14 protein-coding genes are annotated in these 17,591 nt (G+C 40.6%); 1 reads left to right on the forward strand and 13 read right to left on the reverse strand.

Annotation, left to right across the window (positions count from 1 at the left end; translation table 11 throughout):
- Positions 1-66: 66 nt before the first annotated feature.
- From GWK51_RS02350 to glnA, 5 genes are all read right to left on the reverse strand, one after another.
- Positions 67-1,398 (reverse strand): lipase family protein, encoded by a 1,332-nt coding sequence (locus GWK51_RS02350; RefSeq protein WP_161932522.1) that lies wholly within the window; start codon positions 1,396-1,398, stop codon positions 67-69.
- Positions 1,399-1,505: 107 nt separating this feature from the next.
- The gene (gene ubiA / locus GWK51_RS02355) at positions 1,506-2,387 is read right to left on the reverse strand and encodes a 4-hydroxybenzoate octaprenyltransferase (protein WP_161932523.1); all 882 of its coding nucleotides are present in this window, start codon (positions 2,385-2,387) and stop codon (positions 1,506-1,508) included.
- Between the two features lie 18 nt (positions 2,388-2,405).
- Positions 2,406-2,873 carry a chorismate--pyruvate lyase family protein gene (locus GWK51_RS02360; RefSeq protein ID WP_161932524.1) on the reverse strand — a complete coding sequence of 156 codons (468 nt, stop codon included), beginning with the start codon at positions 2,871-2,873 and terminating at the stop codon, positions 2,406-2,408.
- Positions 2,874-2,941: 68 nt separating this feature from the next.
- On the reverse strand, positions 2,942-3,217 hold the full coding sequence (locus GWK51_RS02365; protein WP_100241076.1) for a hypothetical protein: 276 nt from the start codon (positions 3,215-3,217) through the stop codon (positions 2,942-2,944).
- Positions 3,218-3,307: 90 nt separating this feature from the next.
- Positions 3,308-4,723, reverse strand: a complete 1,416-nt coding sequence (gene glnA / locus GWK51_RS02370; RefSeq protein ID WP_171334036.1) for a type I glutamate--ammonia ligase — start codon at positions 4,721-4,723, stop codon at positions 3,308-3,310.
- 823 nt (positions 4,724-5,546) lie between these two features.
- Between glnA and GWK51_RS02375 the strand changes: the two genes are divergently transcribed.
- Positions 5,547-6,338 (forward strand): transporter, encoded by a 792-nt coding sequence (locus GWK51_RS02375; protein WP_161932525.1) that lies wholly within the window; start codon positions 5,547-5,549, stop codon positions 6,336-6,338.
- 54 nt (positions 6,339-6,392) lie between these two features.
- On the opposite strand, the gene yddG is transcribed toward GWK51_RS02375, so the two are convergent.
- From yddG to tssF, 8 genes are all read right to left on the reverse strand, one after another.
- Positions 6,393-7,277: an aromatic amino acid DMT transporter YddG gene (yddG, locus tag GWK51_RS02380; RefSeq protein ID WP_161932526.1), complete on the reverse strand. Its 885-nt coding sequence runs from the start codon at positions 7,275-7,277 to the stop codon at positions 6,393-6,395.
- 236 nt (positions 7,278-7,513) lie between these two features.
- The gene (locus GWK51_RS02385; RefSeq protein ID WP_161932527.1) at positions 7,514-7,780 is read right to left on the reverse strand and encodes a PAAR domain-containing protein; all 267 of its coding nucleotides are present in this window, start codon (positions 7,778-7,780) and stop codon (positions 7,514-7,516) included.
- Between the two features lie 16 nt (positions 7,781-7,796).
- Positions 7,797-8,543 (reverse strand): OmpA family protein, encoded by a 747-nt coding sequence (locus GWK51_RS02390; RefSeq protein WP_235941056.1) that lies wholly within the window; start codon positions 8,541-8,543, stop codon positions 7,797-7,799.
- Between the two features lie 22 nt (positions 8,544-8,565).
- On the reverse strand, positions 8,566-9,528 hold the full coding sequence (tagF, locus tag GWK51_RS02395; RefSeq protein WP_161932529.1) for a type VI secretion system-associated protein TagF: 963 nt from the start codon (positions 9,526-9,528) through the stop codon (positions 8,566-8,568).
- Between the two features lie 37 nt (positions 9,529-9,565).
- Positions 9,566-13,393: a type VI secretion system membrane subunit TssM gene (gene tssM, locus GWK51_RS02400; RefSeq protein WP_161932530.1), complete on the reverse strand. Its 3,828-nt coding sequence runs from the start codon at positions 13,391-13,393 to the stop codon at positions 9,566-9,568.
- A gap of 22 nt (positions 13,394-13,415) precedes the next feature.
- Positions 13,416-14,816: a hypothetical protein gene (locus tag GWK51_RS02405; RefSeq protein ID WP_161932531.1), complete on the reverse strand. Its 1,401-nt coding sequence runs from the start codon at positions 14,814-14,816 to the stop codon at positions 13,416-13,418.
- A complete protein-coding gene (tssG, locus tag GWK51_RS02410; protein ID WP_161932532.1) occupies positions 14,809-15,810 on the reverse strand; it encodes a type VI secretion system baseplate subunit TssG in 1,002 nt (333 codons plus the stop codon). Before tssG ends, GWK51_RS02405 begins: the two co-directional genes overlap by 8 nt.
- Positions 15,774-17,579, reverse strand: coding sequence for a type VI secretion system baseplate subunit TssF (gene tssF / locus GWK51_RS02415; protein WP_161932533.1), 1,806 nt, complete (start codon positions 17,577-17,579; stop codon positions 15,774-15,776). The genes tssG and tssF overlap by 37 nt, the downstream gene beginning before the upstream one ends.
- Positions 17,580-17,591: the final 12 nt, after the last annotated feature.

Here is a 17,591-nt window from a genome sequence, read left to right on the forward strand (position 1 = left end):
ACAATATAACAAAAAAGAGCCTCAATGATGAGACTCTTTTTCAACCAAGTAATTTCTTATAAGAACTTAAAAATTACCCGTACATTGAGGGTTTGAGCTTGCATCCAATATTGATGAATCTGGTGTCACATTGGTTTTGGCAGGCATATTCGCTTGAATAAAACTATAGACTTCTTGATTGCGGCAGACAATCGCTTGCGTATGAGAAGCACCGATCACTGGATCGAGAGTGACGCTTGGCGAACCCAATGCCTGTAAATTCTCAACCAATGCCTTGGTAATAGGATAAGGAACATTGGTATCCGCAGTACCTTGCACGACATACACAGGTTTATCAATGCGTTTCGTTGCAGGCTGGTTATTAACCAAGAACTTTTGTACTGTTTCATTTGTCGCAAAAACCGTACTGTCTAAACCTGGATAATCCATGACTTTCTGATCAGGATTATCTGTCAGATACTGAATGATATCTGCTTTGAACTTTTCAATTAAGCTAAGGCTGGCATCATTTTCATTATCCAGACATAGTCCATTATCCCCTGTTGTACCTTCTGCATATTCAGAAAGTGATTTTGCCCGAGATTGGAAAATATCCTGATAATTGAAACGCGGCTCATACGCTTTAATACCAACGCCAGTTAAAGCCGCATATGCCAACAAGGTGGCATAGGTATCAACCGATGTACGGTATGCCAAAGGAACATTTGCAGCAATTTCTTGTGCCTCGATGTTCGCCAAGGCAGCAGGTGCAACTTCTAAAATAATTTTACCTAAACTTGAAGCTGGAGCTCCTGCAACAGCACCTTTATAACTTGCATCAGTATTTGCATATTCTGCCGTCCCCAAAGAAGCATGTCCGCCTTGCGATTGTCCGACTGACATCCAATCACCATTCAGTTGTTTTCCATAATGGTCCTTGGCTGCCTGTACGGCAGATAAAGCTGATTTAGCTGCACTCGATAAATTGAGATATGGGTGAATCCCAGGTGTTCCTAGTCCCTCATAGTCTGGTGCCACAATCACATATCCTGCGGCCAACAGACTTTCTGCTAAAATTTTGAAACGCGGATGAATCAAGTTATTACTTGGGGCACAACTATCTCCAACACCCACCGTTCCATGTTCCCAAACAACCATCCGATAACCATCTGCAGGTTGAGTAACTTTAGGAAATAAAACCATCGCTGTTGCTTGTGCTGTCTGTCCCTGTACATTTTGCATGTTATAGGTCATGACTTTTATCGAGGCGGCAGCATCTACAATATCTTTGGAATATACACTTTCAGAAACATAAGTTTGCTGCTGAGCTGCTGGGGTATCATCATCGTCATGACAGGCTGTTAAAAATAGACTAGAAAATGCAAATGTCAGTGCCAACGCTATTTTTGTGCGCTTCATAAAATGTCCTTTTTATGTTTGTTGTTGTATGCACGAAACTACATGCCAATTCATTAAGGCATAAAAAAAGTGCCCTGTATAGGACACTCTTTAACCGCATAGTCATTTTAAACAATTAATTCTAAAAAGATTCCTGCAAAAATAAGCATTCCCACCCAGCGATTGTGACGAAATGCCCAAAAACAAATTTGCGGATTACGATCTTTGGTTTTGATTGCTTGATAAATAAAATCAGCAGCAACAAGTAGCAATGCTAACAAACCGAATGGCATCAATAGCTGTTCTAAATACAAAGCACCGCCAATTAGCACCAAACTCAACACCTGCAATAACCCGATGATCTGAACATCATATCGTCCGAATAAGATTGCCGTGGATTTCACCCCAATTTTTAAATCATATTCACGGTCGGTAATCGCATATTGGGTATCATACGCCACGGTCCACGCCAAATTACCAAAATACAGTAACCAACAAGTTAAATCTGGTGTTACCCCCACTGCGGTATAACCCATTGGAATTGACCAAGAGAATGCTGCACCCAGAAACACCTGTGGTAAATGAGTGTAGCGTTTCATGAATGGATAAATAAAGGCGAGAAACAAGGCACCAAAAGACCAGTAAAAGGTCTCTATCGGCAAAAAGAACAACATGCAGGCACTGGCTAAAACCAAGACCAAAAACACGTAAACTGCTTCTTTGGCACTAATAATGCCTGTCGCTAAAGGGCGCGTCTTGGTACGCTCGACATGCGCATCAACTTTGCGATCTGCAAAATCATTAATTGCGCACCCTGCCGCACGCATGAAAATGGTGCCCAAAATCATGGGAATTAAAATCCCCAAACTCGGTATTCCCTTATTGGCAATCCACATTGCCCACATGGTTGGCCAGAACACCAATTCCGTACCAATCGGTTTATCAAAGCGACATAAATAATAATAAGCTTCTAAGCGTTCACGCCAAGTAATCTGTTGCACCGTAGCCATGAAAATCCTTCAAAAATTTCACAATTTGGTTTTGCGAAGATATTGCTGAAATGCAGGTAAAAATGTTTCTTGCACTATAAATTTGCAACCATGCCAAGTATAACAACTTTGTCGTGTCCACCCCTCATCCAGCAAAATTACGCGACGCTCGCATTTCGGCTCAGTCCGATCAAACAAGAACCAACCAATTGGTTTAGCACCAATATGCTTAAAGATTCTGGCACGGCGCTGCAAACTTTGAATCGGGAAAATGCTTTTTGCTTTGACCCAAGGCTGAGATTCACAACCATATAGATAACTTTCACGTACCCATGAAATGTGATGCAAAGGTTCTTGCATCCATGTCGCATCGATAAAATTCAATCGCTGAAAATGCTCTTTGACAAGCTTAACGCTAAACTGTCCATCCGCAACATCGGTTAACTGCTGGGTTAATGAACCCGAAGCATGCAGCCATGTTTTCAGTTCCGCTGGAATTTGCTGCATAAATTTACCTACGCAATCGCTCTGTATAACTGATTCACATTGATCTAACTGATTTTAAGAATGATGCTTTAACCATTATCTGTTTTTGCAATAATTTCAAATTGACCATTGGGCAGTTTTTGCAAAATAAAACCTTCCGCACTGATATAAAAGCTTTGGGGATAAGCATAGTCCAAAGCCATTTCAGGACTCTTAAGACCTAAAAACTCAACCTGCTTATAACCTTCAGGTGTCCTTGCGACTTCGACATAGACCACAGGTGAAAAATTTAATTTAAACCCTTTGCTGTGATCTTTTGCATCGACCCAAGGATAAAAGCCTGTTTGTTTTTTCCGCTGTGCCATAATTTTGAAGACTAAATTTCTATGTGCAGCCATGATACAAAAAAAACCCGCACAAGGCGGGTTTTTTTACAGTCATTCTTCTCGAAAGAATTACAAGCTGTAGTACATGTCGAATTCAACTGGGTGAGTAGTCGTGTTAAGACGACGTACATCTTCAGTTTTAAGTTCGATGTAGGCATCAAGCATTTCTTTAGTGAATACACCGCCTTTTAATAAGAACTCGTGATCCGCTTGAAGTGCTTCAAGCGCCATGTCTAGGCTATGAGCAACTGTAGGGATTTTTGCTTCTTCTTCAGGAGGAAGGTCATACAAGTTCTTGTCAGCAGCTTCACCTGGGTGAATCTTGTTTTGAATACCGTCGATACCCGCCATTAACAATGCAGCGAAACCTAAGTACGGGTTCATCATTGGATCTGGGAAACGAGCTTCGATACGCTTGCCTTTAGGGCTAGAAACGTAAGGAATACGGATAGAAGCAGAACGGTTACGCGCTGAGTAAGCAAGCATAATTGGTGCTTCGAAGTGTGGTACTAAACGCTTGTACGAGTTTGTAGAAGGGTTAGTAATTGCATTCAATGCACGAGCGTGCTTGATCACACCACCAATGAAGTAAAGCGCCATTTCAGAAAGACCAGCGTATTCATCACCAGCGAACAAGTTCTTGCCATCTTTAGAGATCGACATGTGAACGTGCATACCTGAACCGTTATCACCAACCATTGGTTTAGGCATAAACGTTGCAGTTTTAGCATATTGGTGTGCAACGTTCCAAACCGCATATTTAAACTGTTGTACTTCGTCAGCTTTACGAACCATCGTGTTGAAGCTTACACCAATTTCTAATTGGCAAGATGCAACTTCGTGGTGATGTACTTCTACACGACCTGGACCCATGATGTCTTCGATCTTGTTACACATCTCAGCACGCATGTCTTGAGAAGAGTCAACTGGAGGAACTGGGAAGTAACCGCCTTTAACACGTGGACGGTGACCAGAGTTACCAGCTTCGTAATCTTTGCCAGTAGACCAAGCAGCTTCTTCAGCGATTAATGTATGACGAGCGCCAGACATATCGATGTCCCACTTCACTTCGTCAAATACAAAGAATTCTGGTTCTGGACCAAAGAATGCAGTATCACCAATACCTGTAGATTTTAGGTATTCTTCTGCACGGCGAGCGATAGAACGTGGGTCACGGTCATAACCTTGACCTGTTGATGGCTCAATAACGTCACAAGTAACAACTACTGTAGGCTCAGCGAAGAACGGGTCGAGAAAACCAGTTTCAGCATCTGGGCGTAAAATCATGTCAGACGCTTCGATACCTTTCCAACCAGCAATTGAAGAACCGTCAAACATTTTACCGTCTTCAAATGTATCTTCATCAATTGTATCTGCTGGGTAAGTTACGTGTTGTTCCTTACCTTTAGTATCAGTAAAGCGGAAATCGACCCATTTTGCGCCACTTTCTTGGATGAGTTGAAGGACCTTGTTCGCCATGCTCATTTTGCTCCGATGATTTTTTGTTGCACCTGTGAAGTGCGTGTTAGTAGTTGGCAGTTATAAAGCAATTCTCATACCAACTTTGTAAAAGCAAAGCTAAAACATTGAATTATTTATCAGAATGCAAGATTTATAAACTTTGCTTTGAACCTATTATACTGTTAGAAAATTGAAATGCACCATATTCAAACATTTTCATTTTCACGTTTAAAACTATCACACAAAAAGATCCAAAAGAGTGCATTTTTAGGTAAATGATATAATGCAGTGCATTTTTTCAGGGAAGTTTTAACTTTTTATATTGGTTTTATGATGATCATTTTCATCATTTATCAATAAAACTTATCCATTATATAAAATTTGATTTTTTTCCTGCTTCTGCTCAAGACTTTTGATGCAATTCACACCGTCTTAGGCAAAAAGCCTCATTTAAAAGTAGGAATCATCGTAAAAACTTGCACCACTTTATTGCTATGCATTGATGCTCCTGTGATGGCTTATCTGTTTACTATAAAAGTCTGATCTCGAAAGACATCATTACCAATAAAACCAATAATCTTAAATCCCTAAAAATTCGTTACATTTATAGACAAGCTGATTATTTTGACCAATACTACAACAAACTTTGATCAATCAAGGTGTATAAAAATACAACACAGTAAGAATAAAGGTAGGACAACAACGACACTCTACAAACTCAAGTTGTAATCAAACCATCAGAACCCTTTAAGACTTCATCAACAATAACACTGATCCTGCTTTTCTAAATCTCAACATTAATGCATAGAGAAGATAGAAATAGAGGCAAATCGACCCGAGGTAGAATATGAAAAAAAGTGTGTGTTTCGGTTTTTGTTCTCTCTTTGCTGCAACCAGCTCTGCTGCGGATACAGCAGATCTAGCTAAACAGTTGTCAAACCCTGTCGCGGCGATGATCAGTGTCCCTTTTCAGTTCAATTACGATGAAAATATAGGGGCGAATGAAGACATCGAGCGCTATCAACTCAATATTCAGCCCGTTGTTCCTATTAGTTTAAATGAAGACTGGAATCTGATTTCACGTACGGTACTGCCAGTTGTGGTTCAAACCTATGGCGATAGTGCGAAAGATGATGACTGGGGCACGGGTGATACCGTACAAAGTTTATTTTTATCGCCTAAAGAGCCTGGACCTGGTGGGATTATTTGGGGTTTTGGTCCTGCGATGCTCTTGCCTACAGCATCTGAAAAAACCTTGGGTGCAGATCAATGGGGACTTGGTCCAACAGGTGTGGTATTGAAACAAATGAATGGCTGGACATTTGGTGCACTCGCCAATCATATTTGGGCGGTCGAACATAAAGACAATGCTGAGGGTGTGAGCAGTACATTCGTACAACCCTTTATCACGTACACCTATCCAAACAGTGTGACCATTGCACTAAACAGTGAAGCCACTTATGACTGGAACAGTGAAGATTCTACAATTCCGATTAACTTGAATGTCACCAAAATTGTAAATCTGTGTGGACAACTGATTAGTGTCGGTGGCGGTGTGCGTTACTGGGCTGAAGACACTACAGGTAGTGCGAAGGACTGGGGTGGACGCTTACAAGCGACCTTTATTTTCCCGAAATAATCGCGCCCAGTTCTATATGCAGTGAAAAAGGAGATGTCATCATCTCCTTTTTTATTATCGCGCTCGAGTAGACCACCAACACAAAAAAGATCCGCCTGTGACCAAAGCTGCACCCTGCCAGAATGACCATGTCAGCTCAATACTCAGCAACTGCATAGCAATGAGCGAGGAAATAATTGGCGTGAAATAAGACGCTGCGGTCAGAAGCTGAATATTGCCATGCAAAATGCCAATATTCCATGCTGCATACCCGAGTCCAAAAGCAGCAGCACTAAACACCAGATACAGATAGCTATACCATTCAATGTTAGGAATAACAAAGTCTCCCATCCAAAAGTACTTCAACCATAATGCGATGGAAGTCAGACAGAAAAACAAGGCAATCGCATTTTGACCATTCCCGATTTTCTTGGTCACAATGCAATATGCCGCCCAGATAAAAGCCCCCATGAATGCTAAAACATAACTAATCGGATTCGAGGCAATATTCTGCGTAAGCTGGCGAATACTAAATTCGCCATTCCCAACCTGAACCTGAATAATGCCCAATAAAGTGAGTAGCACCCCCACAATCACCCAAGGATGGAACTTCTGCTCTTTAGCTAAGATTAAAAGCAGCACCGTCAAGCTTGGCCACAAATAGTTCAGAATACTGACTTCAACCGCTTGCTGACTATTTTGTGCAAATGCGAGGGAAAGCGACAAACAAAGCTCGTAGGAAACAAATAAAATTGAACCCCAAATAAGATAGGTTTTATTCAATAAATGCAGTTTGGGTGGCTTAAATAGAATGAGTAAAACAACAGAACTTAAACTGTAAATGAGGCAGACCCCTAAAATTGGACCAAAACCCTCCGTCACCTGCCGTAATAACCCGACGATAGAAGCCCACAATAAGATGGCACAAAGCCCAATAATTGTGGCTAAACGATGTGACATGATTCTCTACTTTAGCACTGCAAAATTCATGTGAATGTAACAACACTCAGATGGAGCGACAAGGCATTTGTCGAACAGAAGGCTGAATATTTTTTCCAAGTGTAGGTACGCTTCAACAAAGTCTTCAGAACCGAAGCTAAAAGCCGCACTTTCTAGGTAAATGATTAAACCTCAATTAGTGAAATATTATTCAAACGTTCGACTAAAAAATTAGATGCGAGACCCAAATTTTTAAATTAGTTCGCACCTTGGACTAAACTTTGCTTAGGCAATAACTTGCAGCCACATGATAATACATCATTCACACGTGCCACAGCTTTTCCCATGACCAACATATGTGCATCACCCGAAATAATGGTGGCAACTACTTTATGTAAAGGACAAGTTGCTTTATCTCCAACACATGCCACTGCAATCCCCTCAATCGTGTAGGTTGATTGCCCTGAAATGACTTTTCCACCACCCGTCGTTGGACACCCAACCGTAATATACGGCGTCGCCATACCTCATTCTCCAAAACTATAAAACTTCAAATTCAATTCTTCTATTCTTCTTGCGCCCTTCAGCAGTCGTATTGTCGGCGACTGGTTTGTCAGAACCTAAACCCGCCGTACTTAACCGTTCAGCAACAATACTTTTACCAACCAAATAGGTTTTCACTGCTTCTGCCCGAGCCAAACTCAACTGTTCATTTTTCTTGGCATCCCCTGAGCTATCAGTATGCCCAATAATTTTGACGTTCTTGTCTTGCACTTTATTTAATGCAACAGCCATCTCATCCAGAATTTTGGTTCCCGTCACCGTTAAAATGGCACTGCCTGATTCAAACTCAACAATACGATCCTTTAAAGCATCATCTACAATTTTTTGCTCAGATTGGTTCGCTGTAAGTGTGGTATTCAAACGATATGGAGGTTGTACCAACGACTGGAACATTGAAGTGATTGGTTGCAACTCATTTGGATTGTTCAGTTTTCCAGATAATTCGACTTGAGTTCCCTTAATGGCCAATTTTCCTGCACTCACCTTTTTTAGGTCTGGAGTAATGACTCTGGTCACACTTTCATTCCAGTCCGCTGGTGTAGTGACAGCACGAATCTGAATCTTATCGACAATTTGTTCGGCACCATAAACTGCAGATAACTTTTGTAAAATTGCTTGTTTACTGGCTTCATTGGGAACCGCCCCCTCAACCACAATGGATTGAGCATAGACCATACTGGTACAAAACAGCCCTAGACCAAACAGAAAATTGGCGGAAATCATTTTATTTACAGCTTTCATTATTTTATTGACCCTGTATAAAAGTGTTCTTAAAAAGTTTAATCGCCTGATTTAGACTGAGTTGGCGCTCGCATAACGCCTGCTCCAGAGCAGCCAAACCCGCATTCTGCGCTAAATAACCATCAATCCATTCCGCATGAATTAATGAAACCCAGCGATTACTATTCAAGTTTTGGCTAAAAATATCACTGAGTGCAGCGATGTCAGCCCCTTGAAAGCCAAATAACAATATAGGCTCTTCGCAATGTAATAATCCCACCAGAACTTCTGTATTTTGGTTATGCAGAAAAGCATTGATTAGGCTGCACCAAAACGCTGCGATTTCATAACTGTGCCGCGCATTATGAACTGGGAGGATTAAAACTTTATTCAGCTTGGCAACACCATAATGCAGAATCGGTTGTAGCAATAAGCCTAGTCCAATCATGCTCTGAGCCAATTGATAGCTATTTAACTTCATTAAGCCCGCAAATGAATGCATCGTGTGATGATCAAAGAATTCGGCGCTTGGTACAGTCGCAGATTGCGGTAAACTTTGAGTAAAGCTTGCAAGCTGATTGGATAACTCTTCTTCTTGTCGAATCGTCTTCAATATTTTGTTTTGCTGGAATAAATGTACCAGTAAGGGCTTATAAATTAGGGGTGCAAAAGATAAGTTAGCCGCAGGATGAGCTATTTCAAGTAAATGCGAGAGCACCATCGGGAATTTGCGTCCTGATGAATCCTGACTGGCGGCTAAATTAGCCACCAGAAACATCGGCTCCATAGGGTTTGCGATAAAGAAATCTAAGCTTGGCAAAGTCCGATATGAGACGTCGAAATCGGCTTGTTTCATTGCCAACTCCAATGCCTCACTCATCCAGCGATCAAGCATAGCGATGATTGCAGATTGTCCTTTACTCTTTAAAAAGTCACCATGTGCAGGCGTTTTACCGAAATACAAAGGGGCTGTTTTAATCACCTGCATCGGAATTCTCCTGCTGTTCTACTCCACCACTGCTGCATTAGTTGTTAACTCCTGACATGGATGGCTGCTGCCCTTGCACAGGTAATTTACTTTCCGCATTGGGCTTTAAAGGTTCCGATGCGACCTGTGCAGCGACAACACGCACAGCTTTATCCATCACCACTTTATCCACCAGTTGCAGACCTGCGTAACCCCGCCCTGAACCCACATTGCTATTACTGTTACCACTGATCAGACGGAAGTTCAGCTTCACTGCTAAGGATGGATCTTTCGGGTCAGTCCACGTCATTTCAAAGCTGCCATTTTGCGGTTTACGTTGTGCTGAATCGATCAGTCGATTAATGCCATATTCACCTGGAGCATCAAAAATGGTATGGGTTTGTCCTTGCAAATCTACTGCAGTAATTCGCACACCTGGGATAGCACCAGGATTTGGCCAAATAAAGTTTACCCATTGTTGAATTCCGTTTTCATAGAGCATGCGCTGTCCATCAATATCAATGCTATACGACTGCAACTTCGGATTTGGTAAAGGATAGAATTGGAAATTAGACTGATTGGCAGCTGCGGGTGCTGCTGCCTGATTAAGCTCGCCCGTCGCAACGCCATTTGCTGGTGCAACATAACGTTGGAAGTTCATGACAAACTGTGGATTTAAGCCCACCCCTAAATCTTTCCAAGTTTTAGACGACAACATATAACCGCGTCGAATCACCAAAGGGTCTAAGCTTTCTTTCACGAATCGAGCAATACTGCCTGTTTCGCCAAAGACCTGCCCAATTTCAGCACTGGTCGCCTGAATGGTCGCACTTTGATTAAACGGATATTTGTTTGCCAAAGTCTGACTAAATGGCTGATAAGCCTGCATGACCCACAATTTATTAATTTCATCTTGCGCAGGTAATAACAACGCAGTAAATGCTTGGGTTAATGGACTTACCAACAAACGTTGTAACATTTGCTGATCGCTGGCATTTACACCCACGGTGAGCTTTTCATCGACAATTTTCTGCGTGCTATTAAACACAGAGCTTTGCTCATTAATGGTTTGTTTTACCACTGTTAATGCACTAGGACCAATATCCCCTGCATTTTTTAAATCATTAAATTTACTACGCACTTGCGAGAAACTCATTAAGTATTCATCAAGGAGCGACTGATTCTGTTGATCATCCCGTTTACGAACCAATTGGTAAAACACCACAAATTCTTGTGAGATCGGTCCTTGTGCTTGCTGAAGTGCTTTTTGAACGGCATCTTCATTATTTTGTCTTAAAATTTTACGTTTGAACCAAGCCACAAAACCTGTTTGTGGTGCAGCCAATTCCGCTTGCACAACAGGATTATCCCAACTGGTTTCTTGCGTAACTCGATTAAGGAAAACTCGAATTGGCGAGTTTTGCGATTCACCTAAAATATCGACAATCCGTGCATCAGTTTTAAAATCTGTCCCTTTGGCATAATGCACTGCATTTAAAAACTTTTTCCATTCCAAGATATATTCTTGCTTGTATAACTGCGTCAGTTGTTTCCGAATTTGATCAGGACTACCGCTAAAAGTTAAATCATCAGATTGTGTTGTATTGAGCACCCAATCCTTACTATCAGTCGGTTTATTCGCAACTTCGTCAATCGCTTTGGCAACATAATCATTCCAAGCCTGATAGGTAAATACGCCAGGAAGTGCATATCCCCCCATCACCACAGTCTTGTTATTTTCACCAACAATTTGTGCAACGGTTAAAGCAGGAAAACGTACGGCTGCACGCATTTTAATTTCGTTATACACCCGATCGCGTGCTGGCATACCACGCACGACAGACACCATGACTTGTCGGGTCTGCTCCACCAGCTGAGTATCTGCCGCTAATACAGGAAATGCCTCTTGATTGGCTAAGGTCATGGCATAACTTAAGACTTGTTCGGCTTTTTGGGTCAACTCTGCCTGCGGCATCGAACCGCGATTTGCCAATAACCAAGAACGCCAAAATTTGGTCACCTGATCACCTAAATGACTTGAATCCATATATTGATGATTACTCATCATCAAATAAGCTTTTAATGCGTTATAGGCATCCTGTGGATTTGTCTCAGAAGGCTCGAAATATTGTGTCGTTTTCTGGGTTGACACTTGCTGGATTTGCACATTGGCATGATTTTCCTTCAGCACTGCTTCATTGGCTTTAACACGCTGCAGATATTGTTCAATATTTTGTTGCGATGGTTGCAAAACCAGTTGTTGAATACCTTTCAGATATTCCAGTTCGAGTTTTTCCCTGAGGTCTTCTCCCTGATAAAGGCCAAAGGAAAACTTGAAGGGTCGATCCTGCGCAAAAGTATCAAATTGCTGCAGTCGGTTTTGAAGAATCAACAATGCATCAAGTTGGGTTGAAAGATCCGTTCCCGAACTTTTCTCCATTTGCAGTACTTTATTCAAGTCTGCCTGTACGTCCATAATCAACTGCTGATTATTGCGATAAGACCAAACCCACGTCGCCAAGACCAAAGACACGGCAAATAAGGTCACGATAAAACCCAAATAACGTTGTCGTTTCCGTGTCGGGTTAATGTGCTGTTTGACCAGATTTTTATCTTTTAAAATGACGTTTGAAAAAAGCCCCTTTAAAAAATACCCATGATTTTGTGTAATGACGGCTTGGGTCTGATCTAACTGTTTAAGTAAATTTAAATCAAATTCTTGCGCAATTTGCTCCGTCATCGGGCTTTCAATCATGCCTTCCTGCAAGGCACTGGTGAAATAAAAACCACGGAAAACAGGTTTAAATTGATAGGGATTATCTTCAAAAAGTGCCGCAATAAAGGTTTTCACAGCAGGTTTAAGCGTTTTAAACTCCAAAGGAAAAGTCATCACGCCGGGCGAGATATTCTGTGCATGACGTCGACTTAAATGCGTGGTACTGACACTTTTTAATCCATCAAAAAGAATATTGTAGTGTTGCTCAAACATGTCTGAGGCATTCGCAGCAGATTCAGGGTCATATGGCAAAGTTGCCCCCCAAACCTGATCAAATTCCTGCCCATCATAACAGTCAAAAAATTCTGTAAAACCTGCAATCAGATCCATCTTGGTAAATACAACGTATACAGGTGCAAAAATCTCGAGCCGCTCGGTTAAATCTTGAATACGTGCTCTCAAGTTCTTTGCCAACTTCAAGGACTTTTCGGGGCTTTGGCTAATCAATTCCGCAATACTGACCACCACAATCAAGCCATTCACAGGTGCTTTAGGACGATTCTTTTTCAGCAGTTTAAGAAAACCGAGCCATTCCCCGTGGTCTTCCGCATAGACCGAATAACGACCCGCGGTATCCAGCAATACGCCATCCGTTGAAAAAAACCAGTCGCAGTTTCGGGTACCACTTAATCCCGCAGAGACTACTTTTTGATGGGATTCTTCAAAAGGGAACTTCAAACCTGAATTATAAATGGCAGAACTTTTACCTGCTGCTGGGTTGCCAATCACCATATACCAAGGTAATTCATACAGTGCAGCATTGCCTTTTTTATCCCCCAGCCTTGATTTGCGAATCAACTGTATGGATTCTTTCATCTGCTGTTGGATCAGACGTAATTCTTCGTTATTTTTGGTCTGGTTATATTCTGCTTGTGTTTCTTGATTAATTGCATCCGCAAGCTCTTCCCCTTGCTGTTCATGCTTTCGACGTTGTATGAGCCAGTAAATCCCGTACCCGATCAAACCCAAAATATAGGCAACACACAATGCAATAAAAATATGTCGCGGGATGACATTATATGAAGAAATCAGTGCCACAAATAAGGAAAGTGCAATGATGGCTTTGGGATTGGTAATGTACTGCCAAAGGTATCCTAAAATGATATACATTGTTTTCTCGTCAATTTTAATCTTATATATTTGTGAATTCTGCGAGTGACTCTTCCGTATGGAATCTCACCAAGGTCTGAGCTGCGTCCAAGCTATACATAAAGCTTTGTAAAGATTCAGGTGCTTGTAAGCCTAAAATAAAGGCATAAATTTTGGCTAAGTCTTGCGTGTGACCTAAACTGTAATGACTATATAAATAGTGATGGGGCTGAATGGCTGATGCGGCAAAATAGTTTGAAATCTGTTGCACCACCTTCGCCTGAGTAATGTTGTCGGGTAGCAGCACAAATGGATTTTCTAAGTCATATTGCTCAAGATGCTCAATCTCGAAGCGTTTTAAACTATGCGCCACGCTAGCCTCATTTGAAAGCAGATCAATCCCTTTGAGTTTCGACGTTTCTAAAATTTGTAGGGCTTCACTGGCGAGACAACAACTTCCGATAAACTCTGCAGGAATAAATTGCTCGGCTTGCCATAGATGATCATCAATCACTTCCTGATCGAGCGCTGAATCTGTTACCAGCAAAAATGAAACCTCAAAGGATTGCGAGCTGATTTTTTTAAGTAAATTCAGCCATTCTGAGTAAGCATTTTGGGCATCCCAATAATGGTAATGAATCTTGACCTGCTGCGAGAGCAAACCCAGATTTTCGAGAAATTCCAGAATCAGCTGCTCACTGTCACTTTCATTCCAGACGTGCAAATATGCATCCGATAGCACCACATGCATATTCAAAACATTGAGGCGAGGAATATCCTTCAGCACCTGTATGTCATCCTCATGTTCAGCATCTGGCTTGATCCATGCAGGATGTATCCGATATTCATAGGCTAGCTGCTGATCATAGAACATAGCCGATTGTTTCAAATGCTCCACTAGACTGAGCAGCATGGCTTCATTTTCATAGAACTCTGCGAGCATGAATGTTTGGATTCTTTTTTGAATACTTGCAATGAAATGCTCAGCAGACTCATCTTCAAGATCTGCATCAAACTGTTCAGGAATTCGATAAGATAAAATGGGATGACCAAACTGGTTTTTAAACACTGGATCAAGCGTAGGTGCCTGCATTTGATCCATTTGATTAAAGATCTCTTGGTTTTTCCCCATCGCACTGAGTAAAGAGCTTGAATAGACATTCAAACGGATATGTTCGATATCGACGGATGCTTGGGCAGACAAATCTGTAGAAGTGGGTTCAGCATCCATTTTTTGCTGCTTTTTCTCTACCGAAGTTTTATACCAAGACCAAATCAAATACGGGCTTAATAACACCAGACTAATCAAGCATGGCAGTAAAATAAAATACAGCAACAGATCTTGTGGGGATGGATCAAACTTTGAATCTTGCCAGTAAAAAATGATTAAGGTTGAGCTAAGGAGAAATACACTGAACAGCGTAGTCAGAATTTTCTTAAGCATGAGAACCTTCCCCTAGCAAGCTATAGCAAAACTGACGATGATCCTGACCCAGTCTAGGCATTAAAAATGTGCTTTGTCCTAAGCCCATCTCTGAATGAGAGTCCAGAACAACCGAATGTAGGTCTGTCTGTTTTAAAATGAGTCGTATATCAACCATCAAAGTTGGACTACACCAACTCTGAATAATTTGTTTTAGTTTTTTACTTAAAGATTTCTGCGGCAAAAAATTGAGATAGTCCGCATAATTTAATGGTCCAATCTGTATTTCAATTTTTCCATCCACTTGACGAACTTTTTCACCACAAAAAGTACTCTGTCCAAGTGCATTGCGCTGCTGACCACCTAAGCAGGTCTTTTGCATGTCATTTAAATAAAAACATTCTGGAATAAATTCTTGAATATGAATGTGCTGCTTCAATACACAGCTCAGCATCGTTTGCAAAGCATGTGCATTGTTATTTTGTCCTTGCAACAGTCCTGAAAATTCAGCAAAGAAATACTCTAAATCTTGGTTCCCGCCCTGTTCTGATCGAAAACCACTTAGGGCATGTAATATGTTTAGATAATCATTGTTGTGTTCAATTTCATAACGAACAGGTAAATGGTAAGCGAGACTTGCATCCACATATTGAGCGGTCAGTTTATGGTTAAATAGTCCAATAAACTTCTGAATTTCCAGTCGTTGTTTACGTGGCGCAAGCTTTACTTTTTGGGTGTAGCTATAAGGTAAAGCGCCTTGAATCCCCATCAGCCCAATCATGAGATTTTTAATCTCAATTTTGTCTTCCTCAAGCGTTAATGATTCAATTTCCGCAACAGGAAAATTTAAATTAATTGAACTCTCGAAGCTAAATCGACTTGACCAATCTAATTGCTGCTGCGATGTAGGTTCATGTCTAAGTAAGCGTGTTGTTTGAACAAAATCATACGCTGTAGGAACCTGAAATAACCGATCAATTACAGAAGCTTCTTGCCACCAACGTTCTGAACGCATTGGTATAACTCCTGTTCTGATTGACTATCCACAATGCAAAGATCAATAAAACTATTGATCTGAACTTTTAGATTAAATACATGACTTAATAGCTGGCTAAATAGATATAAGCTATGACCACGGAATATTTCAGGCTTGATCGATACCGTGACTTTAAGTCCTCTTACAAATGCAGGGAAAGGCTTGGCACTCATCATTTTGTGACTGACATCAAACTTGATGCCTTGAATGGCATTAATGATTAAATGATTTTCTTGCGAACACGGTAAGTTATATAGGGTTAATAACTCCTGTAGATAATCCACAGGATTGGCTTGCATGAAGGACATTGAATTTAATGAAAGATGCGAAACGATTCTCCATTGCTCGGCTTTATTGCCAGAAAAGGTATAGCAAGCCGTTGGTCTTTTTACGACCGTTGCATGCCGAATTAAGCCCGTATTGGTGGTGTTTAAAACATGATTACTCAAACTCATTGCTTCATAAGGTAAATCCCCATTCGAGCAAAGCAATGTTGTACTAATAAAATCTGATTTTATTTCTTGTGGATTCAGATGTTTTGAAATAATGGAATAACCCATTTCAATATTTTTCTGATTTACTTTACTATTTAGTGCATAAAAATATTGAATATTATCTTTGTGTGCATGACTCATGGCAAAAAAAGGAGAAATCGGATAACTTACCTCGGCCTGATCATGTTTTTCTCGTATCATCTGCATATTTAAAACAGAATAAACACGATAATACTCAGGATGATGAGCATCCGTTAAAATTGGATATTCTATTTTCTTATGGTCAATTTTTTGTGGTTCAGCCTTTTTTTCAAATAAATTCACAGCATGGCAAGTAAATAACTTAAAGTTCGCAATATTTAATGCAGAATAATTATTTAATATTGCAGGGTCACTTAAATTTAATTTTAAGTGAACGTGTAGCTCAAAATAATTTGATTTTGTTTTTAACTTTTTTAGACAGTTTAAATTCAATCTTAAATAATTAAATTTTTCTGGAAAACAAAAATATTCCATTAAAAGACGGTATGCATGATGCGTATGCTGATCTAGAGGCAATAGACTTTCTTGCTCACTAAATCCCATGACCTCAAACGGATTGTCGATATCGACGCTTTCAGCACCTGATTTTAAGCAAAAGCGAGTTTCATTTCTAAAAACTGCATCTAAAAACTGCAAAGGAAAATTTGAAATGGCATCCAGATAAATAGGTAAAGTCTGATGTTCTAGCCAGACTTCAGCCTGATTAAAAGCCTCAAAAGAGAATGTCAGTGTGGCATTTTGATTCAGATGAATGTGTGAACTTTGCCGAGATGTAAACTCTACCCGCTTCAGTTGCAGCGGTAATAAACACACGTCCGCACTGGTTTTGAATTCACATTGCACACCTTTTACACTTCTAGATTTGAGTGAGGTTTTTGCGGGAATAATATGTGCTTCGGTTATTTTTTTTTGCTTTTCAATATCTTCTAAACTAATAACTGTACACGCAGGAAAATGACGGAGATACTGCGGAAACATCACCTCAAAAATGGAATGCGTGAATACATCGTAACTGTCTGCTAATTTCTTATCGATTCGCGCTGCAATTAGAGAGAATGCTTGTATCAAACGTTCAATATGCGGATCATCAATCTGCTCTTGGTTCAAAGCCAATCGTTGCGCAATTTTAGGATATTTTTTGGCAAACTCTCGCGACTGCTGTCCAAATTCTTGTAATTGTTTTTCGTAATACGGTAATAGTTCTTCGATCACAACATTTTCTCG

This window comes from Acinetobacter kanungonis (assembly GCF_009939195.1).
Lineage (GTDB): Bacteria > Pseudomonadota > Gammaproteobacteria > Pseudomonadales > Moraxellaceae > Acinetobacter > Acinetobacter kanungonis.

Bases quoted from the DNA above. Each gene is read 5' to 3' on its own strand.
- GWK51_RS02350 (WP_161932522.1), bottom strand. From the start codon at position 1,398: ATGAAGCGCACAAAAATAGCGTTGGCACTGACATTTGCATTTTCTAGT.
- ubiA (WP_161932523.1), bottom strand. From the start codon at position 2,387: ATGGCTACGGTGCAACAGATTACTTGGCGTGAACGCTTAGAAGCTTAT.
- GWK51_RS02360 (WP_161932524.1), bottom strand. From the start codon at position 2,873: ATGCAGCAAATTCCAGCGGAACTGAAAACATGGCTGCATGCTTCGGGT.
- GWK51_RS02365 (WP_100241076.1), bottom strand. From the start codon at position 3,217: ATGGCACAGCGGAAAAAACAAACAGGCTTTTATCCTTGGGTCGATGCA.
- glnA (WP_171334036.1), bottom strand. From the start codon at position 4,723: ATGAGCATGGCGAACAAGGTCCTTCAACTCATCCAAGAAAGTGGCGCA.
- GWK51_RS02375 (WP_161932525.1), top strand. From the start codon at position 5,547: ATGAAAAAAAGTGTGTGTTTCGGTTTTTGTTCTCTCTTTGCTGCAACC.
- yddG (WP_161932526.1), bottom strand. From the start codon at position 7,277: ATGTCACATCGTTTAGCCACAATTATTGGGCTTTGTGCCATCTTATTG.
- GWK51_RS02385 (WP_161932527.1), bottom strand. From the start codon at position 7,780: ATGGCGACGCCGTATATTACGGTTGGGTGTCCAACGACGGGTGGTGGA.
- GWK51_RS02390 (WP_235941056.1), bottom strand. From the start codon at position 8,543: ATGATTTCCGCCAATTTTCTGTTTGGTCTAGGGCTGTTTTGTACCAGT.
- tagF (WP_161932529.1), bottom strand. From the start codon at position 9,528: ATGCAGGTGATTAAAACAGCCCCTTTGTATTTCGGTAAAACGCCTGCA.
- tssM (WP_161932530.1), bottom strand. From the start codon at position 13,393: ATGTATATCATTTTAGGATACCTTTGGCAGTACATTACCAATCCCAAA.
- GWK51_RS02405 (WP_161932531.1), bottom strand. From the start codon at position 14,816: ATGCTTAAGAAAATTCTGACTACGCTGTTCAGTGTATTTCTCCTTAGC.
- tssG (WP_161932532.1), bottom strand. From the start codon at position 15,810: ATGCGTTCAGAACGTTGGTGGCAAGAAGCTTCTGTAATTGATCGGTTA.